This is a genomic window from Micromonospora sp. NPDC048868 (genome assembly GCF_043198195.1).
In the GTDB taxonomy this organism is placed as follows: domain Bacteria; phylum Actinomycetota; class Actinomycetes; order Mycobacteriales; family Micromonosporaceae; genus Micromonospora; species Micromonospora reichwaldensis.
The window spans coordinates 114,994-139,587 of record NZ_JBICUN010000017.1; the positions used below are offsets into that span (position 1 = coordinate 114,994).

Consider the following 24,594-nt stretch of genomic DNA (forward strand, 5'->3'; position numbering starts at 1 on the left):
CAACCGGTCGCGGCCGGCGTTGACCGGGCCGCTCCCCGCGACAGCGGTTACGCTCGCCTCACCGTGAGCCCGGGGGGAGAGGCATGAGCAGCGATACCGTCCCGGCGGTGATGCCGGCCGCGTTCATCGGCCACGGCAGCCCGATGAACGCGCTGGAGCTGAACCGCTACACGCAGGCGTGGCGCGCCTTCGGGCGGGCGGTGCCGCGGCCCCGGGCGATCCTGGTCGTGTCGGCCCACTGGTACATCGGCGCCACCGCCGTCACCGCGATGCCCCGGCCGAGGACGATCCACGACTTCTACGGCTTCCCGCCGGAGCTGTTCGACGTCAGCTACCCGGCGCCCGGCCTGCCGGAGCTGGCGGAGGAGATCGCCGACGTGGTCCACCCCACCTGGGTCGGGGCGGACGTCGACTCGTGGGGGATCGACCACGGCACCTGGTCGGTGCTCACCCACGCGTTTCCCGACGCGGACGTCCCGGTCGTCCAGTTGAGCATCAACGCGTTCAAGAGCCTGGACTACCACCTGGACCTGGGCGCGCGGCTCGCCCCGTTGCGCGAGCGCGGGGTGCTCGTCGTGACCAGCGGCAATGTGGTGCACAACCTGCGGGGGGTGGACCCGCGCATGGTCGACGAGGGCTTCGACTGGGCGCAGCGGTTCGACGAGGCGGCGAAGGACGTCATGCTCGGCGAGCCGACCGAGGCGGCCGCGCTGGACGCCCACCGCGACTTCGGCCGGGCCGTACCGACGCCGGACCACTTCATCCCGCTGCTCTACCTCGCCGGCCTGGCCGGCGCCGCCGGCAGCGGCGCGGAGGTGCTGGTGGACGGGTACGCGTACGGGTCGCTGTCGATGACCGCCTACACCGTGGGGTCGTCCTGCCGCACGGAGGCCCCGCTGGCCGGCGCTCCCGCCCTGCCGGCCGACGTGCCGGCCGACTCCGCCAACATCTGACGGCCGCCGTCGCGGTGGGTCACCGCCTGGCGGCTCGTGCGGCCGGCCCCGGCGGGGCGACGGGATGCGGGACCAGCCGGTCGTGCCGCCGGCTCGGCGGCCGGTCCGCACGGCGGGGCCCGCATCCCGTCGCCGCGTCCGTCAGAGGCCCTTGACGACCTCGACCAGCTGGTCCAGCGCGGCGCTCCAGCCCTCGGCGAAGCCCATCTCCTCGTGCGACTTCTTCGCCGCGGCGTCGGCGTGGATCGCCGTGGCCGTGTACTTCGTGCCGTTGCCGGTGGGCTCGAGCTTGATGATCGCGGTGAACGGGAAATCGTCGCTGGCCACCTGGGGGCGGAAGCCGGGGCCCAGCCCCGAGGTGAAGATCAGCGTCGAGCCCTCCTCGACGACCAGGATGCAGCCGGTGCTCGGGTACTCCTCGCCCTCGGGCGAGCGCATCACCGTGTTGAACCTGCCGCCGGGCTGGAGGTCGATCTCGCAGGACGAGGTCGACCAGGGCCGCGGGGCGAACCACTGCACGATCAGCTCGGGCGTGGTCCAGGCCTTCCAGACCAGCTCGGGGGCGACGTCGACGGTGCGCTCCAGGACGAGGTCGAGATTCGGGTTCACGCTCGGGTAGGCGGTCATGTCTGCTGCTCCTTCAGGTCATGGAGAAACGAGTCGAGCTGGTCGAGGCGCCGGGACCATGTCGCGCGCTGACCGGCGAGCCAGGTGTCGATGTGCTCGAGCGGCTGGGGGGCGAGCCGGTAGGTCCGCACGCGCCCCTTCTTCTCCGACGTCACCAGGCCGGAGCGCTCGAGGACGCCCAGGTGCTGGGTGAACGACGGCAGTGCCATGTCAAACGGACGAGCGAGCTCGCTGGTTGTCGCGGGCCCCCGGCCGAGCAGCTCGACGACCCGGCGGCGGGTCGGGTCCGACAGCGCGTGGAACACGCCGTCCAGGGTCCCGTCGTCGCTTCCGGCTCCGCCGCCCGATTGCCTAGGCATGCACCTAACTATGCCCGCGCCGAACACTTAGGTGAACCCCTAAGTGAAAGCGTCTGGTCCCGATCCGTCCGGGTCGGTCATGCTGAGGGCATGACCGACGTCGGCGCCCCGGAACCGCTCACCCTCAACGTCTACTGCCGGCTCACGGTGGCCGTGACCGATCCGCAGGTGCTCACCGACCACGCGGTGGCCGACCTGCGGGCCGCGGACATCGACTGGGCGGCGGAGGAGGACGACCTCGAGACGGCGGTGGCGGACCTGCGCAACGACGTCGTGGTGTCGCTGGCGTCGCTCGTGGACATCAGCCGCATGGTCGAGGGGCTGCCGGGGGTGGAGGCGAAGGGTGGGCTGTGCTGGGCCGAGCCCGGCCCGCCCCGCGACGCCGTGTGGCGCGCCGAGTGAGGGTCGCCGCTGGCGACCCCGCGCGCAGTGTGCCGCAGCCGGGCGGTGGCACCACCTGAGCGCCGGGCGGTGCGGCCCCTGTGTCGGTCTCGGACATGCCGGCGTCACCCGAGGTGTCGGCGGCACTCATGTCCACTGTGCACTGCGTCACGCTAGCGTCTGCGCACGCCGGCACCACCGCCGCCGCTCCCGGACAGGAGAGCGCCATGACCACACCGCTGAAGGCCGCCGCCGCCCTCGTCACCGCCCTGCTGCTCGTCCTCACGACCGCGGCCCCCGCCCAGGCCGCTACCCCGGCCACCAAGGCCCCGGTCGCCGGGACCCTGCGCCCCCACAACGTCTCCGGCGTGTACGTCGCCGGCGTCTCCTCCGGTGGCTACATGGCCACCCAGCTGCACGTCGCCTACTCGTCGCGGATCCGGGGCGCGGCGGTCTTCGCCGCGGGGCCGTACTACTGCGCGCAGAACAACGTCGCCCAGGCGCTCGGCGGCTGCGGCGACAACGCATACCCCACGAACGTGTCGGCCCTCCAGGCGTACACCCGGACGTGGGCCTCCTACGGCTGGGTCGACCCGGTGGGCAACCTGTCCGGCGATCCCGTGTACGTCTTCCATGGCACCAACGACACCGTCGTCGAGAAGTCCGTCACCGACGACCTGGTCCGGTACTACCAGCACTTCGGTGCCAGCGTGCAGTACGACAGCGGCTCCCCGGCCGGCCACGCCTGGGTCACCCCGTACGGGACCCTGGGGTGCACCGTCACCGCCTCGCCGTTCCTCGACGACTGCGGCACCGACCCGCAGAGCGCCCTGCTGGGCAAGCTCCTCGGCAGCGTGCGGGCGCCGAACACCGGCCCGCTGGGCGGCAGCCTGATCCGGTTCAGCCAGCACACGTACGCCGTCAACGGCTGGGCTCCCGGGCTGAGCATGGGCGCCGACGGTTTCGCCTACGTGCCGGCGTCCTGCGCCGCCGGGCAGTCGTGCCGGCTGCTCGTCGCCCTGCACGGCTGCCTGCAGGGCCACGGCGCGGTCGGCACCGCCTTCGTGGACCGGGCGAACCTCAACCAGTACGCCGACACCAACAACCTGATCGTGCTCTATCCGCAGGCCGGCACCGCCGCCGCGAACCCGAACGGCTGCTGGGACTGGTGGGGCTACCTGGGCGCGACCAACTACCCGATCAAGGGCGGCGCCCAACTGGAGACGATCATGAACATGGTGCGCCGGCTGGACGGCTGAGCCGCGCGGGCGGGGCGCTCGGCGCGGGCCCCGCTCAGGCCGGCGCGTCGCTGCCCACCAGGCGGGCGTCGGCCGCCGCCTGACCGTCGACGTCCCCCGCCTCCTCGCACACGCCCGCCGCGTCCGCCCAGTGCCGCCGGGCCTCGTCGGCGTCGTCGAGGGCCGCCGCCGCGTCGCCCAGGTGCAGCAGGGTCCGCCCCAGGCCGGCCGTCGGCCGCCCGTCGCGCAGCCGCAGGCTCTCCGCCAGCAACTCGTACGCCTGCCGTGCCTGGGCCGGCGTGGTGGACAACAGCGCGGCACCCGCGTTGAGCAGCGCGGCGGCCCGGTTGGTCGGATCGGCCACGGACTCGTACTCGCGCAGCGCCGCCCGCCACGACTGCGCCGCGTCGAGGTGCTCGCCGAGCCCCGCGTGCACCAGCACCAGGTTCGTCAGCGCCGCCGCGTAGCCCCGGGCGTCGCCGAGCGCGCGGAAGGCGTTCGCCGCGCGGACCAGGTGGCGGTGTGCGACCTCCAGCTCCCCCCGGGACAGCCGGGCGGCGCCCAGGCCCAGATCGGTCAGCGCGTGCCCGGCCCGGTCCGCCGCCGAGCGGTGCCGCCGTGACAGCTCCAGGTGCTCCACCGCGTCGTCGAACTGCCCCATGTCCAGCAGGACCAGGCCCAGGTTCATCCGCGCCTGCGCGGTGCCGCGCCGGCCCCGCTCCGCCACCGCGAGGCTGAGCGCCGTCGCCGCTGCCTGCGGGTCGCCCCGGCGGCGGCGCAGCACCCCCAGCTCGTTGTGCGCCCAGCCGGCGATCTCCGGCCGGTCGTCGGCCGTGGGCGTGGCGAGCACCGTGCGGCACACCTCCGCCCACTCGTCGAGGCGCTCGGCGTGGGCGAGCCAGCCGCACAGCGCCACCGCCAGGCGGAACCACCAGCGGCGAACCCGGCGCGGCAGGGTCTCCGCCGCGCCCGCCGGCACCCTGACCACGGCCAGCAGGAGCTCCTGGTGCAGGTCGAACCAGCCGTACGGGTCGTCGTCCAGCGCCAGCGTCGGCTCCCGGTCCGGCGGCGAGCCGACCACGGCGAGGCTCGCGGCGTGCCGCTCGGCCCGTCGGGCCAGGTGCCGGGTGAGCCGGGCCTGCGCGGCGACCCGACGATGCGCCGGCTCCGCGTCGCGCAGGTGCATCCGGGCGTACGGGGCCAGCAGCGGGCGCACCTCGTAGCGGTCACCGGGCGCGCCGGTGACGAACCCGCCGGCGGCCAGCTCGTGCAGCAGGGTGGCCACCCGCGCGGGGCGACGAGCGGCCAGCGCCGTGATCGTCGGCTGGTCCAACGGCACCGGGCTGAGCGACATGAGCCGCCACAGCCGCCGCGCCTCGCCGCCCAGTGCGTCGTACGCGGTGTCCCGCGCCGTCACCAGCAGGGTCGCCGGTGAGAGGGCGACGTGCTGGTGCGGGGGCGTGTCGACGGCGCGGCGCAGCGCGTCGCGCACGTCGGCGTGCCGCCAGCCGTGCTGGGCCGTACGGCGACCAAGCTCCGCGACCGCGCGGGGTTGTCGGCCGCAGAGCTCGACGAGGTCGCGTACCGCCGGATCTGTGCGTGGGTTCGGCCGGTGCGGCCGGTCGACGGGCACGGTGCTGTCCGCGGCGGCGAAGAGCTCGACGGCGTCGTCCGAGTCCGGCTCGTCGAGCCCGTGCGCCACCACACCCTTCAGACCGGCCAGCGCGGGGGTCCCGACCAGCAGCAGCCGGCACGTCCGCGCGGACAGCGGCAGCAGCGGCCGGACCTGAGCCAGTCCGTCCACGTTGTCCAGCACCACCAGGATCGCCCGGCCGTCGAGCTGGCCGCTCAGCTCGTCGGCAGCGTCGGCGAGGTCGGCGGCGCGTGCCGAGGCGGGCGGCCGGGTGCCGAGGACCCGGGCCAGCGCGGTAAGCACCTGCCGGGCACCGTGCGGCCGGCCGTCCCGGCGCAGGTCGAGGTAGTACTGGCGCTCGGGGAAGTCCGCTCGGCACAGGTTGGCGGCCTGGACCGCGCAGGAGGAGGTGCCGACGCCCCGCCGGCCGACCACCGCGACCGCGTGTTCCCTCGACAGCAGCTCGCCGATCGCGTCCACGTGCCCGGCCCGGCCGGTGAAATTGGCTGGCCACGGCAGGTTGGACACGCCCGCGACGGGCGTGTTCCCGCCGGTGCGGCGGGCCGTGCCGTCCGCGGCCTCGGCCACCTGCGCGCGAGACGGTGCGTCGGTGGCCTCGGTGTCGTCCGGCGTCGCGGGCCGCCGCCGCTGGCGGCGCCACTCGACGAGGACGGCGGCGGCGAGGCCGAGCACGATCACCCCGGCGCTGGCCGAGCCGAGCTGGGCGACGGAGAGCTCGGAGAGCAGGTTGCCGGTGACGTTGCCGAGGACCGCGCTGACCGTCCCGCCGACCACGCCTCCGACGGCGAGCAGCAGGCTCAGCCGGCGCGGCCGGCGGGGCGGCCCCGGCCGGGTCACCGCAGGCCCCCCGCGACCAGGCCGGCGACGAGATGGCGGCGGGCCAGCACCAGCAGCAGCACCGGCAGGATGGACGCGATGACCGAGCCGGCGGCAAGCGCGCCGCTGTTGGCCACGAAGCCGCGGGTCTGCCCGGCCAGGAAGAGCCCCAGCGGCGCCGCGCCGGGTCCGCTGAACAACAGGCCGACGACCAGGTCGTTCCAGACCTGCACGAACTCCAGCACCGCGACGGCGACCACGGCGGGGCGGTTGTGCCGGGCGAGCAGCCGCAGGGTGCCCCACCAGTGCCGCCCACCCAGACGGGCCGCGCGCACCTGCTCGGCGGGCAGGTCGGCGAACGCGTTACGCAGGACCAGCACGGCGAACGGCACACCCAGTGCGACGTGCACCAGCACCAGGCCGCGTGCCGTGCCCGAGGAGAGCACCATGCCGAGCACCTCGTTGACCGGCCCGGCGATGACCTGCACCGGGACGATGCTCGCGGCCATCAGCAGCAGCCCGGTGGCCTGGGCCCGTGATCCGCTCAACCAGGCCAGCGGGTAGGCGGCGAGCAGCGCAACGCCCAGCACCACGGCGGTGACCACGGTCGCCAGCACCAGCGTGAAGCCGAGCGTGCCCCACAGCTCGTGCCCGGTCAGCAGCTTCCGGTAGGAGTCGAGACTGGGCGGGCCGCGCCACCAGCCCCGGGTCGCCGCGTCCACCGTCGAGTGCAGCGAGGTGGCGAGCAGCACCCCGAGCGGCACCAGCCAGGCGATCGCCGCGCCCACCGCCAGCAGCCGGATCGCCCGGCGCGGCACCGGTGCCACCGCATCGGGCCCGTCGACCGGACCCCGCGGCGGCGGCCAACCCTGCCGCACGAAGAGCGCCGTGACCAGCATGCCGGCGGCGACCGCCACCAGCCACACCACCCCGAGCGCCGCGCCCTCGCCGGTGGTGGCGCCGTTGGAGGTCTGCCAGACCCGCAGCGCGAGTACCGACGCCTCGTCGCGCACCGAGCCGGGCGCCATCACCAGGATCAGGTCGAACGTCCGGGCGGTGCCGAGCGCCGCCAGCGTGAAGACAACCGCCACGGTACGCAGCAGCAGGGGCCGCCACTGTGCGTCCCAGAGCACGTCGCGGCGGTTGCCGCCGTAGGCGCGGACCGCGTCGGCGAGGCTGGGCGGGACGGCGTCGAGGGCGGCCCGGAACACCAGCACGGCCAGCCCGACCCACGCCCACACGAACGCGGACATCAGTGCCACCGTGATCAGGCCGGGGCCGAGCAACTGCGGCGCGTCCCCCGCCGGCCGGCCGGTGAGTGTCGCGGCGACCAGGGTGGCCAGCCCGCGCCCGGGGTCGGGGTCGTACATCAGCCGGAAGGTGACACCGGTGACCACCAGCGGCAGCGCGGTCGGCACCACCAGGGCGAGGCGGACCAGCCCGCCCTCCTGAGAACGGCGTGAGGCGGCGGCGAGCAGGTAGCCCAGCACGGTGACCACCGTCGGCACCACCAGCGCCCAGAGCAGCGTGCGCCCCACCACGGCGCCGGTGCCGGGGGCGGCCAGAGCGGTGCGGAAGTGTTCCGCGCCCACCCACCGTCCGTCGGTGGTGACGCTGGCGTGCAGCGTACGCAGCACCGGCCACGCGACCAGGCCGCCGAGCAGCAGCAGGGCCGGCAGCAGCAGCGTCCAGGTGCCCCGCGCCGCGGGGTAGGCACGCCCCCGACGCGGCGGCCCCACGTCGTCGAGGACCGCCAGCTCGCCCAGCACCCGGTTCACCGGCCGCGCTCCGCCGACCGAGCCGCGGCCGCCAGCTGCCCGGTGGCCCGCCGGACCGCCTCGTCGGCCGTGATCCCGCCGGTGACGTCCGCGAAGAAGTCCTGCATGATCCGCCAGATGCCCACCCCGTCGAAGCCGGTGAACGGTCCCGGCAGCCGGTCGGAGAGGTCGAATCGCACGATCCCCGCCGTCCGGAGCTCAGCGGCGAGGTGCCGGCGCACCGGGTCGTGGTAGTCGTCCAGCGGCACCGACACGTTGGGCGAGAGATAGCCCCCGGCGCGCATCCACGGCTGGAACGCGGACCCGCCGCTGAGCCAGCGCACCAGCCCCGCCCCCCGGGCGGAGCCGGCGAACGCCACCGCCGCGTCGCCCCCGACGACCAGCGGGCTGTCGGCTACCCGGGACGCCGGGAAGCGGAACGTCTCTGGCTGCTCCGGGCCGCGCCGGAAGTCGCGCGCGACCACGTCGACGAAGTCGGCCTCGAAGAGCATCGTGGCCCGACGGTGGTGCACGACCTGGATCACCGACTCGTCGTACTGGGTGAGCAGGGCTCGCCGGCCACCGCCGGGGAACGCGCCGTCGACGCTCCACAGCTCGGCGAGCCGGTCCAGCGCCGCGTGCACCACCGGGCTGCGCCAGTCGGCCTCGCCCCGGGCCAGCGCCTCGTAGTGCCCGGCCGAGGCCACGTCGGCGAGGACGTTTTCGAACCAGTCGGTGAGCACCCAGCCGTCGGCCGCGCCGACCGAGAGAGGCGCCGCGCCGTCGCCTGCGCGGGCCCGCGCGCCGAGCCGCTTGGTGAGCGCCACCAGTTGGTCCCAACTGCGCGGAGGGGCCGGCAGCATCGACGGGTAGTACCAGAACAGGGACTTGTGGGCCGCCTTGACCCAGACGCCGTAGCGCCGGCCGTCGGCGGAGAGCAGGTCGGCCATGCCCCGCGGGACGGTGTAGCTGGCGGCCGTGCTGGTCAGCTCGCGCAGCCAGCCGCGCCGGGCGTACTCGATGACCAGCCCGGACCTGGGCAGGATCGCCACGTCGGGGCTGGTGCCGGCGAGCTTGCGGGCGCGCAGGAACGCGTCGATGTCGTTGCCGGCGCTGATCACCTGCACGCCTGTGCCGTAGCCCTTCACCACCTCGCGGAACCGGGCCAACTCCTCGCCGTTCCACACCACGGCGACCTGGATTGCCGGGCCCGTGGCCGAGCAGCCGGCGGTGACGGTGGCGGTGGCCGCGGCGGCGGCTCGCAGCAGGGTACGCCGGCCCAGCCGGCCCGCCGGCGTCACGGGCCGACCTCGGCGGCGACCGGCACGTCGGCCACCGCGCCCGGGTCGGCCGTGCAGACCAGCACGGCAGCTCCCGGCGTGCCCGACGGCGAGAGCCGGCCGACCAGGTCGGTGAGCCGCCCCCCGCCGGCGGGCCCGGTCGGGAGATCGATCACCAGTACCTCGGGCAGGCAGACCACCGCCCGGGCCAGCGCGACCCGGAACCGTTGCGCCTCCGACAGCAGGTGCGGCCGCAGCTCCAGGGTCGGCGTCAACTCCAGTCGGTCGACCACGCTCGCCGTCCAGTCGTCGGTCACCTGCCGCACCCGTTCCCGGCGGCGCTGGCCGTAGACGATGTTGCGGTGCACGGTCAGGTGGGGCAGCAGCGCGCCGCCGGCCGGCACGTAGGCGATGCGGCGCTGCGGCGGCGGCAGGGCGGTCACCTCCCGGTCGCCGACCAGGACCCGGCCGGCGACCGGCGCGGCCAGCCCGCTCACCACCCGGGCGAGTGCGGTGCCGACCGGCGGGGCGGCGACCAGGGCGGCCGAGCCGCCGGCGGGAACGTCCAAAGTCACCGGTGCGGTGCCGGGCACGGCGACGAGTTCACGAAGTCGTAACGTGGTCATCACCTCCGGTGACCGGGAAGTCGCCACCAGGGTTGCACACTTCGCCGATTGTCGGCGCCCCCGCCGTCCCCTGTGGAGTGCCGACGGTCAGCCGGCGGCGCGCGGTGGGAGCCCGAGTCGCGCGCACGCCTCCCGGTACATCCGCACCACCTCCTGCCGGATCTGGGCGCGTTCGCTCAGCCGGTGGGCGAACGGCACCCGCACCGGGACCTCGATGTCGTCCACGGTCACGGCGAACTCCATCCCCTCGGCGTCCAGGCCGGTGGCCCGGGCCCGGGTGGCCGCCGGCTGCCCGCCGAGCGTGCGGCAGATGAGCAGCGAGTCAGCTGCGTGGTCGTCGTTCATGTGCCGGCAGACGGCGGCGACCACGTCGGCGCCGAACGGGGCGGTCACGCGGCCACCTCAGCGTCCGTGGCCGGCACGAGGTGGGACAGGGCGGCGAGGACCTCGGTGTTGTGCCGGTACGCCACGAGCACCTCGGCCCGCAGCGCGGCCCGACCCACCTCGTCGAGCGGGAGGGCGTCCAGCCTGGCCCGGTAGGCGTCCTTGTACGCCTTCGGACTGGGGATCCGGTCGAACCGGTAGAACGCCGCCCCGGCGTCCCCGGTCAGCCCGTAGTGCCGGGCGAGGGACCGTCCGATGTGCAGGCCGCCGGAGAGGTCGCCGAGGTAGCGGGTGTAGTGGTGGGCGACGAACCGTTCCGGTGAGCTGGCGCAGACCGCGCCGAGGCGCCCGGCGTAGGCGACCGTCGCCGGGGTCGGGTCGATCCGTCGGCGCCAGTCGGGCCCGAGCAGGAACGCCAGGTCCGCGGCGAGGGCGGGCAGCCGGGTCAGCGCGTCGTCGACGAACGGGCCGGCGAGCGGGTCGTGGCGCATCGCCTCGGCGGCACCCTCCAGCGCCTCGTAGATCACGTGGTGCTGCACCACCAGCGCGGCGTAGCCGGCGCGGTCCAGCTCGCCGGCCACCAGGGCCGAGACGTACCGCTGGGACTCCGCGCCCTGGTGGGCCTCGGCGCTGGCGGCCCGCAGCTCGGCGGAGAACGGGGTGCTGGTCGGGCGCAAGTCTCCTCCAGGGGGACGGATGGCCGGGCGGGTCGCCGTCGGGAGAGATCAACGGTAGCCGGGCACGTGGGTGGGGGCACGACCTCGAGGTCATGCCGGTACACCTCGCCCGGCGTGGTCAGGCCGGCGGGGGAGCGGTGCCGCGGTAGATCGCGGCCAGCCACACGTCGCGCAGCACGTCGACCACGTCGCGCTCGGCCACCGCCGGCCCGTCGCCGGCGAAGGTGGCGTACCAGACGCGCTCGTTCATCGAGTTGAGCGCGATGGCGAGGTCGCGGGCCGGCACTCCGTCGGGGGCCGCCCCGCGCCGCCGCTCGGCCACGATCGCGGTCTCGATCGCGTGCACCCAGCGCTCCAGCACGGTTGCCCAGAGCCGGCGCACCTCGGCGTTGGTGCCGCGCACCTGGGCGCAGGCCAGCACCACCGCGCGGTGTGCGCCGAACGTCTCGTGGAACCGGTCGATCAGCTCCCGCCAGCGCGCCGGCGGGTCCTCGGCCAGCCGCTCCAGCACGTTCCCGGCGGCGGCGTCGGCCTCCTCGATGACCCGGTCCAGCAGCGTCAGCAGCACCGCGTCCTTGGACGGGAAGTAGAAGTAGAAGGTGGGCCGGGAGATGCCCGCCCCGCGCGCCAGGTCGTCGGTGGAGATGTCGGCGAAGGCCCGCTGCCCCAGCAGCTGCTCGGCGGTCGCCAGGATGGCCAGCTCCCGCTCGTCGCCGACGGAGCGCGCCGCGCGCCGTCCGCGCCCGGTCGCGTTCCCGGTGGCCGTACGGGCGGGTGTCATGCCCGGTGACTCTACACCGGATCAACACTGTGTCGATCCGACTCGACAGGGTGTTGACGAGCCTCGACAGCCGTGGCTAGTGTCCGGTCACACCGGCGGACGGAGACGAGATGGCCACCGAACACGTCGACGTGCTCATCGTCGGCGCCGGCCTGTCCGGCGTGGGCGCCGCCTGCCACCTGCGCCGCCACTGCCCGGAGAAGTCGTACGCGGTGCTGGAGTCCCGCGCCGCGATCGGCGGCACCTGGGACCTGTTCCGCTATCCCGGCGTCCGGTCGGACTCCGACATGTTCACCCTCGGCTACTCCTTCAAGCCGTGGACCGACCCGAAGGCCATCGCCGACGGCGACTCGATCCGCGACTACGTCCGCCGCACCGCCGACGAGTACGGCGTCACCGACCACATCCGCTTCCGGCACCGGGTGCAGCGGGCCGACTGGGACAGCGCAAGCGCCCGCTGGACGGTGCACGCCCAGCGCGACGACACCGGCGAGACGGTCACGCTGACCTGTGCCTTCCTGTTCACCTGCGCCGGCTACTACCGCTACGACGCCGGGTACGCCCCGGGGTTCCCCGGCACCGAGCGGTTCGCGGGGCGGATCGTGCACCCGCAGCACTGGCCCGCCGACCTCGACCACACCGGCAAGCGGGTGGTGGTGATCGGCAGCGGCGCCACCGCCGTGACCCTGGTGCCGGCGATGGCCGAGCGGGCCGCCCACGTCACCATGCTCCAGCGCTCACCCACGTACGTCCTGGCGCTGCCGTCGCGCGACGTGCTGGCCGACGCGCTGCGGCGCTGGCTGCCCGCGAAGGCCGCGTATCCGGTGGTGCGCTGGAAGAACGTCCTGCTCTCCACCGCCAACTTCCAGCTCAGCCGGCGGGCGCCCGCGTTGGTCCGGCGGCTGCTGCTGCGCGCCGCCCGGGGCCGGCTGCCGGCCGGCTACGACGTGGACCGGCACTTCTCGCCCCGCTACGACCCCTGGGACCAGCGGCTGTGCGTGGTGCCCGACGGCGACCTGTTCACCGCGGTGGCGCGGGGGAGGGCGTCGGTGGTCACCGACACCGTCGACACCTTCACCGAGCGGGGCGTCCGGCTCGCCTCCGGCGAGGAGTTGGCCGCGGACGTCGTCGTCACCGCCACCGGGCTCAACCTGCTCGCCCTCGGCGGCATGACGCTCACCGTGGACGGCGCCGAGGTGGAGCTGCCCGACACCGTCGCCTACAAGGGGATGATGCTCTCCGGGGTGCCGAACTTCGCGATGACCCTCGGCTACACCAACGCCTCGTGGACGCTCAAGGCCGACCTGGTGGCCACCTACGTCTGCCGGCTGCTGCGGCACCTGGACCGCACCGGCCAGCAGGTCGTCACCCCGCTGCCGCCGCCCGACGGCGAGCTGGAGCCGATCATCGACCTGACGGCCGGCTACGTGCTGCGCAGCGTCGACGCCCTGCCCAAGCAGGGCGCCCGGGCGCCGTGGCGGCTGCACCAGAACTATCCCCGGGACGTCCTGCTGATGCGGCACGGCCGGCTCACCGACCCCGGCGTGCGGTTCTCCCGCGCCGGCACACCGGAACGGAGGACCGCCCGTGCGTAGGTTCGTCTTCACCGGCGGCACGGCCGTCGTGACCGGCGCCGCCAGCGGGATCGGCGAGGCCCTCGTACACGGGCTGGCCCGCCGGGGCAGCGACCTGGTGCTGGTCGACCGCGACGCCGGGCGCCTCGACGCCGTCGTCGCGGCGGTCCGCGCCGCGCACCCCGACCGGCAGCTCACCGCCTACGTGGTCGACCTGGCCGACGCCGCCGCCACCGCCCGGGTGGCCGAGGAGATCCGGCGGCGGCACCCGGCGCTGCGACTGCTGGTCAACAACGCGGGGGTGGCGCTGGGCGGCCGGTTCGACCAGGTGAGCCTGGACGAGTTCAGCTGGGTCGTCGACGTCAACTTCCGGGCCGTGGCGCAGCTGACCCACGCGCTGCTGCCCACCCTGCGGGTCGAGCCGGGCGCGCACCTGGTCAACGTCTCCAGCCTCTTCGGCATCATCGCCCCGGCCGGGCAGACCGCCTACGCGGCCAGCAAGTTCGCCGTCCGCGGCTTCACCGAGGCGCTGCGCCAGGAGCTGGCCGGCGAGGGGATCGGGGTGACCTGCGTGCATCCGGGGGGCATCCGCACCCGGATCGCGCAGAACGCCCGGGTGGGCGCCGGCGTGCCCGCCGAGGAGTTCGAGACCGGCCGCCGGCAGTTCGAGAAGCTGCTGACCATCGACCCCGCCCGGGCCGCCGAGGTGATCCTGCGCGGCGTGCACCGCCGCCGGGGCCGGGTGCTGATCGGCTGGTCGGCGAAGCTGCCCGACCTGCTGGCCCGGGTGGCGCCCGTGTCGTACCAGCGGGTCCTGGCCTTCGCGCTCGACCGCGTCGCGGGCGACGCCACCCGCCGGCTCACCACCGGATCGCCCGCCCCGGCGCAGCGCCAGCCCGAGACGCCCCCGGCGGCCGACCCGGCCGGAGGACCGGCGTGAGCGCCCCGGCCGGACGCCGGCACGTGAGCGTGGACGGCCGGCGGGTGTGCCACCGCGTCGACGGCGACGGGCCGCCGGTGCTGCTGCTGCACGGCATCGGCCGCACCCTGCGCGACTTCACCGAGCTGCACGAACTGCTCGCCGCGCGGTTCCGGGTGCACAGCGTCGACCTGCCCGGCTACGGCGGTTCGCTGCCGATGGCCCGCCCCTGCACCCTGCCCGCGCTTGGCGAGTTCGCCGCCCACTACCTCGACGCCGTCGGCGTCGAGGAGCCGGCGCACGTGGTAGGCAACTCCCTCGGCGGCGCCGTCGCCATGCGCCTCGCGGCGTCCGAGCCGGCCCGGGTGGCCAGCCTGACGCTTGTCAACAGCGCCGGCTTCGGCCGGGAGGTGACCATCGCGCTGCGGCTGCTGGCGCTGCGCCCGCTGGGCCGGCTGCTGCTGCGACCCACCCGCTGGGCCGCCCGCCGCGCCGAGCTGTCGCTCTTCCACGACCCGGCCCTCGCCACCGCCGAACGCGTCGCCCACGCCCTGGCGGTCGCCCGCCAGCCGTACGCCGCCCGGGTGATGCTGGAGACCGCGCGCAGCCTCGGCACCTTCCGGGGCGTCAGCCCGCAGTGGCGCGAGGAGCTGCTGGCCGAGGTGGAACGGCTCGACGTGCCCACCCTGGTCGTCTGGGGCGACCGGGACCTGATCCTGCCGGCGGCGCACCTCGACGCCGCCCGGTCCCGGCTGCCGCGCGCCCGCACCCACCTGTTCGCCGACTGCGGGCACATGCCGCAGATCGAGTGCGCCGAGGAGTTCCACCGCCTGCTCGTCGACTTCTGGGCCGAGGCCGGCGCGGACGCCGCCGGCAGGTGAGCCGGCGGCGCGACGGGGAAAGCGGGCCGGGTGCCCGAGCTGACCCTCTTCCTCGGCGGCGACGTGATGACCGGCCGGGGCGTGGACGCGATCCTGCCCGCGCCCGGCCCGCCCGAGCTGCGCGAACCGGCGGTACGCGACGCCCGCGACTACGTCGACCTCGCCCGGGAGGCCAACGGGCCGGTCCCGCGCCCGGCGCCGCCGGCCTGGCCGTGGGGCGAGGCGCTGCACCTGCTCGACGAGCTGCGGCCCGACGCCCGCGTGGTCAACCTGGAGACCGCGGTGACCGGCCGGGGCGAACACGCACCGGCCAAGGCGATCCACTACCGGATGCACCCGGGGAACCTGTCCTGCCTCGCCGCGGCCCGGCTCGACGTCTGCGCCCTGGCCAACAACCACAGCCTCGACTTCGGCCCCGTCGGGCTCACCGACACCCTCGACGCGCTGGCCGACGCCGGCATCGCCACCGCCGGCGCCGGCCGGGACGCGGCGTCGGCCTGGCGACCCGCCCGGGTGCCGCTCGGCCGGGGCGGCCGGCTGCTCGTCTGGTCGGTGGCCGCACCGTCCAGCGGGGTGCCCCCGCCCTGGGCGGCCACCGCCGGGTCGCCCGGGGTGGCGTACCTGCCGGAGGTCTCGGTCGCCTCGGCGGACGCGCTGGCCGGACGGATCGCCGCCGTGGCCGGGCCGGGGGACCGGGTGCTGGTCTCCGTGCACTGGGGCACCAACTGGGGGTACGAGGTGCCGCCCGCGCACGTCGACTTCGCCCACCGGCTGGTCGACGCCGGCGTGGACGTGGTGCACGGCCACTCGTCGCACCATCCCCGCCCCGTCGAGGTGTACCGCGACCGGCTCATCCTCTACGGCTGCGGCGACCTGGTCGACGACTACGAGGGCATCGGCGGGCGGGAGGCGTACCGCCCGGAGCTGCGGCTGCTCTGGCTGCCGACCCTCGACGCGGCCACCGGGGCGCTGCGGCGCCTGCGGGCGGCCCCGGTACGGATGCGCCGGATGCGGCTGGAGCGGGCCGCGCCCGACGAGGCCGGCTGGCTGGCGGGGCTGCTCGGCGGCTTCGGCCCACCGTTCGCGCGCGGGTTCGCCGTCGACGGCGACAAGCTGCTGACGCTCCACCCCCGCTGACGGTGGCCCGCGCCACCCCCGGCGGGGGCGCGAGGCGCGCCGAGGATGCGGGGCCCACCATAGATACATGACGCATCCCTCCCCGTCGAGCCGGACGGCCGCGCCCTCGGCCGCCGAACGCGCCTACCGGCACCTCAAGCGCGAGATCCTGGAGCAGATCCACCCGGGCGGGTCGCTGGTCAGCGAGGGGGAGATCGCCGAGGCCACCGGGGTCTCCCGCACCCCGGTCCGGGAGGCGCTGCTGCGCCTGGAGGCGGAGGGACTGGTCCGGCTCTATCCCAAGCGGGGCGCCCTGATCCGCCCGGTCTCCGCCCGTGAGATCACCGACGTGATCGAGGCGCGGCGGCTGGTCGAGCTGCACGCCGCCGAGCGGGTCTGGCCCCGGCGCGCGGCGCTGCGGGGCGACCTAGCCGCCCGGCTGGCCGAGATGCGGGACGCGCACGCCGCCGGTGACCTGGCCGCGCTGATGCAGGCCGACCGGGCGTTCCACGCCACCGTCGTGGACGCCGCCGGCAACGAGATCCTCGCCGAGCTGTACCAGCGGCTGCGCGACCGGCAGCTGCGGATGGGGGAGGCCAGCTTCCGGCTCTCGCCCGGCTGGGCCGAGACGGCGCTCACCGAGCACGCCGACCAGCTCGCCGCGCTCGACTCCGACGACCCCGGACGCTGGCTCGCCGCCGTCGCCGCGCACATCGACAACGCGGCGGCCGTGCTGCGGTCCCTGCGGTGAGAGTGCTGACCGCACCGCTCGCCCCGCTCCGCTCGGCGGGCGGCCTCGTCTGGGGCGTGGCCGTGTCCGCGTACGTGGCCGCCGTGTTCCACCGCAGCTCGCTCGGCGTCACCGGTGTCGACGCGGCACACCGCTTCGAGGTCAACGCCTCGGCGCTTGCCACCTTCTCCGTCGCCCAGCTCGCCGTGTACGCGGCGATGCAGGTGCCGGTCGGCGTGCTGCTCGACCGGTTCGGGTCCCGCCGGCTGCTCATCGCCGGCGGCGCGCTGATGGTCGCCGGCCAGCTCTGCTTCGCCGTGGCCACCGACGTGCCCCTGGCGATCGCCGCCCGCGTGCTGATCGGCCTCGGCGACGCCATGACGTTCATCAGCGTGCTGCGCATCGTGGCGCTGTGGTTCCCGGGGCGGCGCTACGCGATGATGACCCAGCTCACCGGCACGCTTGGCCAGCTCGGGGCGATCCTCGGCGCCGTACCGCTGGTGGCCCTGCTGCACTCGGCTGGCTGGACGCCCGCCTTCCTCACCGCCGGGGCGGTCGGGGCGACCGTGCTGCTGATGGTCGTCGTCGCCGTGCGGGACACCCCGGGCGGGCCGGTCCCGGCCGGCGCGGCGCCCACCCTCACCGACGTCCGCCGGGAACTCGCCGCCGCGTGGGCCCAACCGGGCACCCGGCTGGGGCTCTGGACGCACTTCGTCACCCAGTTCTCCGGCGCGGTGTTCGCCCTGCTCTGGGGGTACCCGTTCCTGGTGCAGGGGCAGGGGCTCAGCCCGACCGCGGCGGCGTCGCTGCTCACCCTGATGACCGCGGCCATGCTGCTGACCGGGCCGGTGGTGGCGCACCTCTGCGCCCGGCACCCGTTCCACCGCTCGGTGCTGGTCTTCGCGATCACCGGCGCCACCGCCGTCGTCTGGGCCGTCGTGCTGGCCTGGCCGGGACGCGCGCCGGGCTGGCTGCTGGTCACGCTGGTGCTGGTGCTCGCGGTCAACGGCCCGGCCTCCCTCATCGGCTTCGACTACGCGCGCAGCTTCAACCCGGTCAACCGGATCGGCAGCGCCACCGGGGTCGTCAACGTCGGCGGCTTCGTCGCCTCGATCGTGCTGGTGCTGGCCGTCGGCGTGGTGCTCGACCTGGCCACCCCGGCCGGTCGGGCCACCCCGGACCTGACCGCCTTCCGGTGGGCCTTCGCGGTGCAGTACCTCCTCTGGGCGCTCGGCGCGGTCCAGGTCCTGCGCTACCGCAACGCGGCCCGCCGCGAGCTCGCCGCGCGGACCCCCGCCGCGACGCCGACCTGACCCGCCGCACCGGCCGCGTGGCGCCCACCACCCTCCCGCGCCGCGGCGCGGGCGTGGTCTCCGGTGCGTCGCGGCCCGTGGGGTGGAGGCGGCCGACGGCGCGGGGCCTCAGCGCCGGCGGCGGCCGTGGGTGAGGTCGTCCAGCACCAGCGTCAGGCCGGCCCCGAGCAGCCAGACGTCCTTGGCCAGGCCGATGCCCTGCTGGGTGGGCCGCAGGCTGCCCGCCTCGCGCATCCCCGGCGTCCTCAGGTAGAGCTGCACCAGGCCCGCGCCGAACGCCGCCAGCCCCAGACCGGCCAGCGCCGACGGTACGAACGGCGCGAGCAGCGCGGCGCCCAGGGCGATCTCGGCCCGGGAGAGCAGCCGGGCGAACCGGTCCGGATCGAGCTTGCCGAGCTGCGGGACGGCGCCGACGGCCATCCCGTGCATGCCCTGCGCGGCCTCCCCCTCCAGCGACCGCTTGCCCATCCCCGAGTTGAGGACGAACGCGCCGATGCTGACCCGCAGCGGCAGATGGCTGATCCTCATGGCGCACTCCCGTCCGAGCGTCGAACCGTGCCCCCGGCCTACCCCTCGCCGCCCGCGATAACCGCCCGACGGCCCCGGTCGTCCGCGACGATCGGGAGTAGGTTCGGCCCGAGGAACGTGATCGGGTGCCGCGTCAGGGCACCGACGGACGGCGGCGCGACGCGTCGGCGTGGAGCAGGAGGAAACGTGAGCCAGGAGGTCAGGGGAGTCATCTCCCGCAGCAAGGGCGCGCCGGTCGAGGTGACCACGATCGTGCTGCCCGACCCGGGGCCGGGCGAGGCGATCGTACGGATCCAGTCCTGCGGGGTCTGCCACACCGACCTGCACTACCGGGAGGGCGGCATCAACGACGACTACCCGTTCCTGCTCGGCCACGAGGCCGCCGGCGTCGTCGAGCAGGTCGGGCCGGGCGTCGACGGCGTCGCGCCGGGCGACTTCGTGGTGCTCAACTGGCGGGCCGTCTGCGGGGTGTGCCGCGCCTGCCGCCGGGGCCGCCCGTGGTACTGCTTCGCCACCCACAACGCGGCGCAGAAGATGACCCTCACCGACGGCACCGAGCTCACGCCCGCGCTGGGCATCGGCGCCTTCGCGGAGAAGACCCTGGTCCACGCCGGTCAGTGCACCAAGGTCGACCCGGCCGCCCGGCCCGCCGCCGTCGGACTGCTCGGCTGCGGCGTGATGGCCGGTCTCGGTGCCGCCATGAACACCGGCGGGGTCACCCGGGGCGACTCGGTGGCCGTGATCGGCTGCGGCGGCGTCGGCGACGCGGCGGTCGCCGGTGCGGTGCTGGCCGGCGCGACGACGATCGTCGCGGTGGACACCGACCCCCGCAAGCTCGACTGGGCCCGCAAGTTCGGGGCCACGCACACCGTCAACGCCCGCGACGACGACCCGGTCGAGGCGATCCGCGCCGCCACCGGCGGCTTCGGCGCCGACGTGGTGATCGACGCGGTCGGCCGCCCCGAGACCTGGAAGCAGGCCTTCTACGCCCGCGACCTGGCCGGCACCGTCGTGCTGGTCGGCGTGCCGACCCCGGAGATGACCGTCGACCTGCCGCTGCTCGACGTCTTCGGCCGCGGCGGCGCGCTCAAGTCGAGCTGGTACGGCGACTGCCTGCCCAGCCGCGACTTCCCCATGCTCACCGAGCTCTACCTGCAGGGCCGGCTCGACCTGGACGCCTTCGTCACCGAGGAGATCGCCCTGGATCAGGTCGAGGAGGCGTTCGCCCGGATGCACCGGGGCGACGTGCTGCGCTCGGTGGTGGTCCTCTGATGGCGGCCCGCGTCGACCACGCCGTCACCTCCGGCACGTTCTCCCTCGACGGCCAGACCTTCGACGTCGACAACAACGTGTGGGTGCTCGGCGACGACGCCGAATGCGTCGTCGTCGACGCCCCGCACGACGTCGACGCGATCCTGGCCGCCGTCGGCGACCGACGGGTCCGGGCGATCCTCGCCACCCACGCGCACGACGACCACGTCCGGGTCGCCCCGGCGCTGGCCCGGGCCACCGGCGCCCCGGTGCTGCTGCACCCCGCCGACCGGGTGCTGTGGGACATGGTGCACCCCGACGAGGCGCCGGGCGGGGAGCTGCGCGACGGGCAGACCGTCGAGGTGGCCGGGACCGCGCTGACCGTGCTGCACACGCCCGGCCACAGCCCCGGCGCGTGCAGCTTCCACGCGCCGCAGCTCGGCGTCGTGTTCACCGGCGACACGCTCTTCGCCGGCGGGCCGGGGGCGACGGGACGCTCGTACAGCGACTTCGGCACGATCGTCGCCTCGATCCGGGACCGGCTGCTCACCCTCCCGCCGGAGACGGTCGTGCACACCGGGCACGGGGAGAGCACCACCGTCGGCGCGGAGGCTCCCCACCTCGACGAGTGGCTGGCCCGCGGGCACTGACCCCGCACCCAGCAACCAGCGGCCCCGGCAGCCGCTCAGCGACTGTCCGGGGCCGCTTCGCGGCCGGCGCCGCCGCGTGGGGTCACGCCGGCGTTCTCCCGGTCACCTTCCGGGGTGACCCCGTCGAGCGCAAGGTCACGCCGGGTGCCGCACGTACATCCGGACGGTCGTCCCGACGGCGGTGGTGTGCACGCGGACCAGGTCGCACAGCGCCTGCACGATCACCAGCCCCCGGCCGCCGATGCCGTTCGCGGCCGGGGTCAGCCGCCCGGCCAGCGGGTCGGCCAGCCAGCCGTCGTCGCGGATCTCGCAGACCAGGTGCTCGGCGGTACGCCACACGCGCAGCACGCCGGTGCCGCCGGCGTGCGCGACGCTGTTCGTCGCCAGCTCGGTCACCGCGATCTGCAGATCGGCCAGCCGGTCCTCGTCCAGCCCCACGGCCGCGCCGTGCCCGGCCACGAACCGGCGCACGGCGGACAGCGTGTCGACCTCGTAGACCAGCGCCGAAACGGGCTCCGTCGGGCTGGCCAGGGGCTTGTTGTAGCGGGCGACCACGTCCGCCGGGGCGTACTCGGCACTCGGCCGTCGCCCGGCGTCGTCGACGAGGATCGGGTGCGTGGCGTACGCGTCGGCGAGCACGTCGGCGTCGAGCCGGGCCGTGTCGTACGGGCAGAGGATGGTCGCCTCACGCCCGGCGAACGCCATGTTGATCAGCGCCTCGTGCTGGGCGCACGCCGGATACTCCGTGTCGCTGCGCCCGGCCCAGATCGGCTCGCCGATGATCCGCGCACGCCGGCCGGCGTGCTGGTCGATGAACGCCTGCAACACCCAGGGGATGATCCGTCCCGGGTTCCGGCCGGCCTCCGACATGTCCGCCCAGCGCACCGCGTCCGTGGGGCCGACGGCGGCGCGGACCAGCCGCAGGTTCGCGCCGGGCATCGCGACCAGCACCGGCTCCCCGGCGGCGAGACCGTCGGTGATGAACGGCACCGTGCCAGCGAGCAGACCCTCCCGATCGTGGTAGAAGAGCCCTTCGTGCACGAAGGCACCCGCCGCCCGGGCGTGCCGCGCCCCGGTCACGCCGGGTGTCCCAGGGTGTCGGCGAACCCGGTCTCGCACCACCGCCGGTGGTGGCGGCACCCCGCGACCATCCGGTGGGGCACCTGCTCGACCACCGCACCACCAGTCATCCGTCGCCTTCCACTTCGGGCCTTACTGTAATCGCCGGTCCCGGCGCCGGCCCACCGGGTGAACGCCGCCGCCCATCCGGCCCGGCACGGACCGGGCACCGCCCGCCCACGACCATGATTACGGGTCACGATCGCTCGTCCGGTGGCGACCTCCGGGTGGCCTTCGCGGTTGGACGACAGCCGCGACGCGTCGCCCTCCGGAACCCGAAAACGGGGTGCGTCCCGGCCCGTTGATGGGGGAGATTCGTCGCCGTGCGACCCACCACCGAACCGGCCGCCACGTGCGCGGCGCCGGCACTCACCCCCGCCCAACGCGCCGCCCTCGCCCACGTACGCGAGGGGGCGCTGCGCGAGCGCCCCGCCGCCCTGGCCGCCATCGCCCGGGCGCTTGCCGGCTCGGGCGTCGCCCACGGGCCGGAGCATTTGATCGCGGCGGTCGGCGCGAACGGGCGGCTCACCCTGAACTTCCACCCGGACCGGCTGCTCGCCGACGGGCGTACGGTCGTCGACGCCCTCACCGCCGAGGGCGTCTACCGCAGCCAGTTCGAGACCGGCATCTCCAACGGCGGCCTGACGGCCTTCCCCGGCGGCGACCGGGACCGCTGGGAGGAGTCGCTCTTCGGCGGCGCCTACCAGACGCCCGGCGTACGCCCCGCCGACCGGCCGAAGTACGGCGGCCTGAACCTGCTCGACCACCCGGACGGCGCGTGCCCCCGGTTCGGCTCCTGCCACCTGCGGCTGCGTCCGCAGGTGCTGGCGCGGGCCACGTTCTGCTTCGGCGACAGCCACCTCGGGCCCCGCGACCTGGGCACCGTGGACGTCTTCGAACCGGTGCTGGCGGCCCTGCTCGCCGCGACCGACGGCACCGGGGTCAGCCTCGGCGTGCCGGGCGACGTGGTGACCCTGACCCGGGCGCTGCTGCGCCGGCGCGAGGACGCCGCGTGGGCCCCCGGCACGGCGGGCCGTGCGCTCGACGACTACATCGAGGCGCAGGTCCACGGCGAGCTGAGCCTCGCCCGGGACGTGGAGGCGATGGTCGTCGACCCGTCCTTCCAGGGCACCGAGACCGGGGCGACGCTCGCCGCGCTCGCCCGGCAGCACGGCTTCGCCCTGCGCTGGCACGCCGGGTTCGCGCTGCCCGTCGACCGGATCGACGCGGAGTTCCGGGGGCCGGCCATCCCGCCGCTGGCCGCCCGGGTGCACGCTGAGTTCGCCCGGCCGGGCGACCTGGTCGACGCCGCCCTGATCGGCCGCGCGGCGGTCTCGGTGGTCACGGAGCCGGCCCGCTGGGCCGACCGTGGGCCGACGGAGGTCACCCTCCAACACCTCAAGCAGCTCTGGCACGTCCTCGTGCACTTCGGCGCCCCCCGCGCCGCCTAGGACGACCGGAGCACCGAGCGTCCGGTGGCGCCGCGAGCCTCCGGGACGTCACCGTCCGTGCCCGACCGTCACGAGTGTCGAGTGACCCGGATCGCAGCCGACCGGCAGCCGCTCATATCCGGAATGACCGACAGGGTCGGGCTGGTTGTGTCCCCCGTACCGCCGGAACCGAAACCCCGTCCGGCGCGGAAGTTCCCCCGAAGGAGTGCTCATCCAGGGAGCGCTTCGCCTGACCGAAAGGGCAACCATCGTGAAGTACGACTTCACTCGATGGCTCCCGGCCATCGCGAAGGACTCGAAGGACTCGAACCGCAAGGTCGCGCTCAGCGTGGTGGGTGTCGCCGCCCTCGGCGGCCTGGCCCTCGGGCCGACGGCCGTGGCCGCCCCGGTCACCACCGCGCCCCACGAGGGCGCCGTGGCGGCGATCGAGCAGGCCACCGGCAAGGGCAGGCCGGGCGCGGCCGAGGAGTCGGCCCTGACCACGGGCGGTACCACCACCAGGCCGTCCGCCGACAAGCCCAGCCGCGAGGAGCTGGTACCGCACGGCGTGCAGGGCGCCCAGTCGCGCATCCCGCTCGACGACGCGCAGCTCGCCAACGCCAAGGCCATCATCGAGGAGGCCAAGGAGACCGGCGTGGGGGAGCGGGGCGCCGTCATCGGGATCGCCACCTCGCTGCAGGAGTCGAAGCTCTACAACCTCGGCCACCTGGGCGCGTACAACGACCACGACTCGCAGGGCCTGTTCCAGCAGCGTCCGTCGTCGGGTTGGGGTTCGCCCGACCAGATCACCGACCCCGAGTACGCCTCGCAGGCGTTCTTCAGCGCGCTCAAGAACGTGGGCGGCTGGCAGGACCTGCCGCTGACCTCCGCCGCGCAGACGGTGCAGGTCTCGGCCTACCCCTTCGCGTACGCGCAGTGGGAGGAGCAGGCGGCGGACATCGTCTCCCAGCTCTGGTGACACCCGCGTGACACCGGCCGGCCCCCGCCTCCGGGGGCCGGCCGGTCGCGTCCACGCCGACAGCGCCCCGCACTCGGGCCGCGGTCGCGTCCACGCCGACAGCGCCCCGCACTCGGGCCGCGGTCGCGTCCACGCCTGTGTCCGGACTGCGGTGGCGTCCACGCCGACAACGCCCCGCACTCGGGCCGCGGTCGCGTCCACGCCTGTGTCCGGACTGCGGTCGCGACCACGGTCCGCATCCGGACCGCTGTCCGGCCGCAGGCGGCGCGGCGTCGCGTCGTGGTGGACCAGCCGGGGCCTGTCGAGCTGCCCCGTTCACGAGACCACCCCCTCAGCCCGGGCTCGCACCGCCGTCCGGGGCACCGGTGGAACACCATGGGTGTCACCGGGGCCGGGAGACACCCGTGGTGTTCCACCGGTGGCTGGTCGCGGGCGTCCCTGCTCTCGATTACGTCCGCTGCGTCCCCAGCCGACGGGAAAGGTGGCGGCCAGGAGGAGCACGGCGACGGCACTCGCCGATCTTGGAAGGAATGGGCCCCGCCAGGGGCTCGTATCTGCCAAGGTCGCCCAC

General features: G+C 75.2%; 24 protein-coding genes. 13 read left to right on the top strand and 11 right to left on the bottom strand.

Translation table 11 applies throughout. From position 1 onward, the window contains the following. Positions 1-83: 83 nt before the first annotated feature. Positions 84-953 carry a 4,5-DOPA dioxygenase extradiol gene (gene ygiD, locus ACGFNF_RS23830; protein WP_393170725.1) on the top strand — a complete coding sequence of 290 codons (870 nt, stop codon included), beginning with the start codon at positions 84-86 and terminating at the stop codon, positions 951-953. A 141-nt stretch (positions 954-1,094) separates the two neighbouring features. Here the strand turns inward: ygiD and ACGFNF_RS23835 are convergent, their stop codons facing one another. Then, positions 1,095-1,580: an SRPBCC family protein gene (locus ACGFNF_RS23835; protein ID WP_393170727.1), complete on the bottom strand. Its 486-nt coding sequence runs from the start codon at positions 1,578-1,580 to the stop codon at positions 1,095-1,097. After that, the gene (locus tag ACGFNF_RS23840) at positions 1,577-1,885 is read right to left on the bottom strand and encodes an ArsR/SmtB family transcription factor (RefSeq protein ID WP_393170729.1); all 309 of its coding nucleotides are present in this window, start codon (positions 1,883-1,885) and stop codon (positions 1,577-1,579) included. The genes ACGFNF_RS23835 and ACGFNF_RS23840 overlap by 4 nt, the downstream gene beginning before the upstream one ends. Before the next feature lie 144 nt (positions 1,886-2,029). Here ACGFNF_RS23840 and ACGFNF_RS23845 point away from each other — a divergent pair, with 144 nt between their 5' ends. Together ACGFNF_RS23845 and ACGFNF_RS23850 are read left to right on the top strand one after the other, a co-directional pair. Beyond that, positions 2,030-2,341, top strand: coding sequence for a hypothetical protein (locus tag ACGFNF_RS23845; RefSeq protein WP_393170731.1), 312 nt, complete (start codon positions 2,030-2,032; stop codon positions 2,339-2,341). 206 nt (positions 2,342-2,547) lie between these two features. After that, positions 2,548-3,579 (top strand): poly(3-hydroxybutyrate) depolymerase, encoded by a 1,032-nt coding sequence (locus ACGFNF_RS23850; protein ID WP_393170733.1) that lies wholly within the window; start codon positions 2,548-2,550, stop codon positions 3,577-3,579. 34 nt (positions 3,580-3,613) lie between these two features. Here ACGFNF_RS23850 and ACGFNF_RS23855 read toward each other — a convergent pair whose 3' ends face one another. The 7 genes from ACGFNF_RS23855 to ACGFNF_RS23885 form a co-directional block, all read right to left on the bottom strand. Beyond that, positions 3,614-6,049, bottom strand: a complete 2,436-nt coding sequence (locus tag ACGFNF_RS23855; RefSeq protein ID WP_393170735.1) for a hypothetical protein — start codon at positions 6,047-6,049, stop codon at positions 3,614-3,616. Next, a complete protein-coding gene (locus tag ACGFNF_RS23860) occupies positions 6,046-7,806 on the bottom strand; it encodes a hypothetical protein (RefSeq protein WP_393170737.1) in 1,761 nt (586 codons plus the stop codon). The genes ACGFNF_RS23855 and ACGFNF_RS23860 overlap by 4 nt, the downstream gene beginning before the upstream one ends. Then, positions 7,803-9,086 carry an extracellular solute-binding protein gene (locus ACGFNF_RS23865; protein WP_393170739.1) on the bottom strand — a complete coding sequence of 428 codons (1,284 nt, stop codon included), beginning with the start codon at positions 9,084-9,086 and terminating at the stop codon, positions 7,803-7,805. Before ACGFNF_RS23865 ends, ACGFNF_RS23860 begins: the two co-directional genes overlap by 4 nt. Further along, entirely contained in the window at positions 9,083-9,691 is a 609-nt protein-coding gene (locus tag ACGFNF_RS23870; RefSeq protein WP_393170741.1) for an ATP-binding cassette domain-containing protein, read from the bottom strand. Before ACGFNF_RS23870 ends, ACGFNF_RS23865 begins: the two co-directional genes overlap by 4 nt. 87 nt (positions 9,692-9,778) lie before the next feature. Next, a complete protein-coding gene (locus ACGFNF_RS23875; protein ID WP_393170743.1) occupies positions 9,779-10,084 on the bottom strand; it encodes a DUF2470 domain-containing protein in 306 nt (101 codons plus the stop codon). After that, positions 10,081-10,752, bottom strand: coding sequence for a heme oxygenase (biliverdin-producing) (locus ACGFNF_RS23880; protein ID WP_393170745.1), 672 nt, complete (start codon positions 10,750-10,752; stop codon positions 10,081-10,083). Before ACGFNF_RS23880 ends, ACGFNF_RS23875 begins: the two co-directional genes overlap by 4 nt. 118 nt (positions 10,753-10,870) lie before the next feature. Further along, positions 10,871-11,533, bottom strand: coding sequence for a TetR/AcrR family transcriptional regulator (locus ACGFNF_RS23885; RefSeq protein ID WP_357580051.1), 663 nt, complete (start codon positions 11,531-11,533; stop codon positions 10,871-10,873). Positions 11,534-11,643: 110 nt separating this feature from the next. On the opposite strand from ACGFNF_RS23885, the gene ACGFNF_RS23890 reads away from it, so the two are divergent. From ACGFNF_RS23890 to ACGFNF_RS23915, 6 genes are all read left to right on the top strand, one after another. Then, positions 11,644-13,128, top strand: coding sequence for a flavin-containing monooxygenase (locus ACGFNF_RS23890; protein ID WP_393170748.1), 1,485 nt, complete (start codon positions 11,644-11,646; stop codon positions 13,126-13,128). Then, the gene (locus ACGFNF_RS23895) at positions 13,121-14,047 is read left to right on the top strand and encodes an SDR family NAD(P)-dependent oxidoreductase (protein ID WP_393170750.1); all 927 of its coding nucleotides are present in this window, start codon (positions 13,121-13,123) and stop codon (positions 14,045-14,047) included. Before ACGFNF_RS23890 ends, ACGFNF_RS23895 begins: the two co-directional genes overlap by 8 nt. Then, positions 14,044-14,907 (top strand): alpha/beta fold hydrolase, encoded by an 864-nt coding sequence (locus ACGFNF_RS23900; protein ID WP_357580054.1) that lies wholly within the window; start codon positions 14,044-14,046, stop codon positions 14,905-14,907. Before ACGFNF_RS23895 ends, ACGFNF_RS23900 begins: the two co-directional genes overlap by 4 nt. A gap of 30 nt (positions 14,908-14,937) precedes the next feature. Continuing rightward, positions 14,938-16,044, top strand: coding sequence for a CapA family protein (locus ACGFNF_RS23905; protein WP_393170753.1), 1,107 nt, complete (start codon positions 14,938-14,940; stop codon positions 16,042-16,044). 67 nt (positions 16,045-16,111) lie between these two features. Then, positions 16,112-16,774, top strand: a complete 663-nt coding sequence (locus ACGFNF_RS23910) for a GntR family transcriptional regulator (protein ID WP_393170755.1) — start codon at positions 16,112-16,114, stop codon at positions 16,772-16,774. Then, positions 16,771-18,066 carry a nitrate/nitrite transporter gene (locus ACGFNF_RS23915; RefSeq protein WP_393170757.1) on the top strand — a complete coding sequence of 432 codons (1,296 nt, stop codon included), beginning with the start codon at positions 16,771-16,773 and terminating at the stop codon, positions 18,064-18,066. The genes ACGFNF_RS23910 and ACGFNF_RS23915 overlap by 4 nt, the downstream gene beginning before the upstream one ends. A 108-nt stretch (positions 18,067-18,174) precedes the next feature. Here the strand turns inward: ACGFNF_RS23915 and ACGFNF_RS23920 are convergent, their stop codons facing one another. After that, complete coding sequence (locus ACGFNF_RS23920) at positions 18,175-18,594, bottom strand: hypothetical protein (protein ID WP_151453683.1); 420 nt, start codon at positions 18,592-18,594, stop codon at positions 18,175-18,177. A gap of 186 nt (positions 18,595-18,780) precedes the next feature. Between ACGFNF_RS23920 and ACGFNF_RS23925 the strand changes: the two genes are divergently transcribed. Beyond that, positions 18,781-19,866, top strand: coding sequence for an S-(hydroxymethyl)mycothiol dehydrogenase (locus ACGFNF_RS23925; protein ID WP_151453684.1), 1,086 nt, complete (start codon positions 18,781-18,783; stop codon positions 19,864-19,866). After that, positions 19,866-20,495, top strand: a complete 630-nt coding sequence (locus tag ACGFNF_RS23930) for an MBL fold metallo-hydrolase (RefSeq protein ID WP_393170760.1) — start codon at positions 19,866-19,868, stop codon at positions 20,493-20,495. The genes ACGFNF_RS23925 and ACGFNF_RS23930 overlap by 1 nt, the downstream gene beginning before the upstream one ends. Positions 20,496-20,630: 135 nt before the next feature. Here the strand turns inward: ACGFNF_RS23930 and ACGFNF_RS23935 are convergent, their stop codons facing one another. Beyond that, positions 20,631-21,575, bottom strand: coding sequence for an anti-sigma factor RsbA family regulatory protein (locus ACGFNF_RS23935; RefSeq protein ID WP_393170762.1), 945 nt, complete (start codon positions 21,573-21,575; stop codon positions 20,631-20,633). Positions 21,576-21,937: 362 nt separating this feature from the next. On the opposite strand from ACGFNF_RS23935, the gene ACGFNF_RS23940 reads away from it, so the two are divergent. Both ACGFNF_RS23940 and ACGFNF_RS23945 read left to right on the top strand, forming a co-directional pair. Further along, a complete protein-coding gene (locus ACGFNF_RS23940; protein ID WP_393170764.1) occupies positions 21,938-23,065 on the top strand; it encodes a DUF3626 domain-containing protein in 1,128 nt (375 codons plus the stop codon). A 250-nt stretch (positions 23,066-23,315) separates the two neighbouring features. After that, entirely contained in the window at positions 23,316-24,023 is a 708-nt protein-coding gene (locus ACGFNF_RS23945) for a hypothetical protein (RefSeq protein WP_393170766.1), read from the top strand. Positions 24,024-24,594: the final 571 nt, after the last annotated feature.

What these genes read in the sequence shown, in the direction of transcription:
- ygiD (WP_393170725.1), top strand. Translation starts at nt 84, where the DNA reads ATGAGCAGCGATACCGTCCCGGCGGTGATGCCGGCCGCGTTCATCGGC.
- ACGFNF_RS23835 (WP_393170727.1), bottom strand. Translation starts at nt 1,580, where the DNA reads ATGACCGCCTACCCGAGCGTGAACCCGAATCTCGACCTCGTCCTGGAG.
- ACGFNF_RS23845 (WP_393170731.1), top strand. Translation starts at nt 2,030, where the DNA reads ATGACCGACGTCGGCGCCCCGGAACCGCTCACCCTCAACGTCTACTGC.
- ACGFNF_RS23850 (WP_393170733.1), top strand. Translation starts at nt 2,548, where the DNA reads ATGACCACACCGCTGAAGGCCGCCGCCGCCCTCGTCACCGCCCTGCTG.
- ACGFNF_RS23870 (WP_393170741.1), bottom strand. Translation starts at nt 9,691, where the DNA reads ATGACCACGTTACGACTTCGTGAACTCGTCGCCGTGCCCGGCACCGCA.
- ACGFNF_RS23885 (WP_357580051.1), bottom strand. Translation starts at nt 11,533, where the DNA reads ATGACACCCGCCCGTACGGCCACCGGGAACGCGACCGGGCGCGGACGG.
- ACGFNF_RS23890 (WP_393170748.1), top strand. Translation starts at nt 11,644, where the DNA reads ATGGCCACCGAACACGTCGACGTGCTCATCGTCGGCGCCGGCCTGTCC.
- ACGFNF_RS23910 (WP_393170755.1), top strand. Translation starts at nt 16,112, where the DNA reads ATGACGCATCCCTCCCCGTCGAGCCGGACGGCCGCGCCCTCGGCCGCC.
- ACGFNF_RS23920 (WP_151453683.1), bottom strand. Translation starts at nt 18,594, where the DNA reads ATGAGGATCAGCCATCTGCCGCTGCGGGTCAGCATCGGCGCGTTCGTC.
- ACGFNF_RS23930 (WP_393170760.1), top strand. Translation starts at nt 19,866, where the DNA reads ATGGCGGCCCGCGTCGACCACGCCGTCACCTCCGGCACGTTCTCCCTC.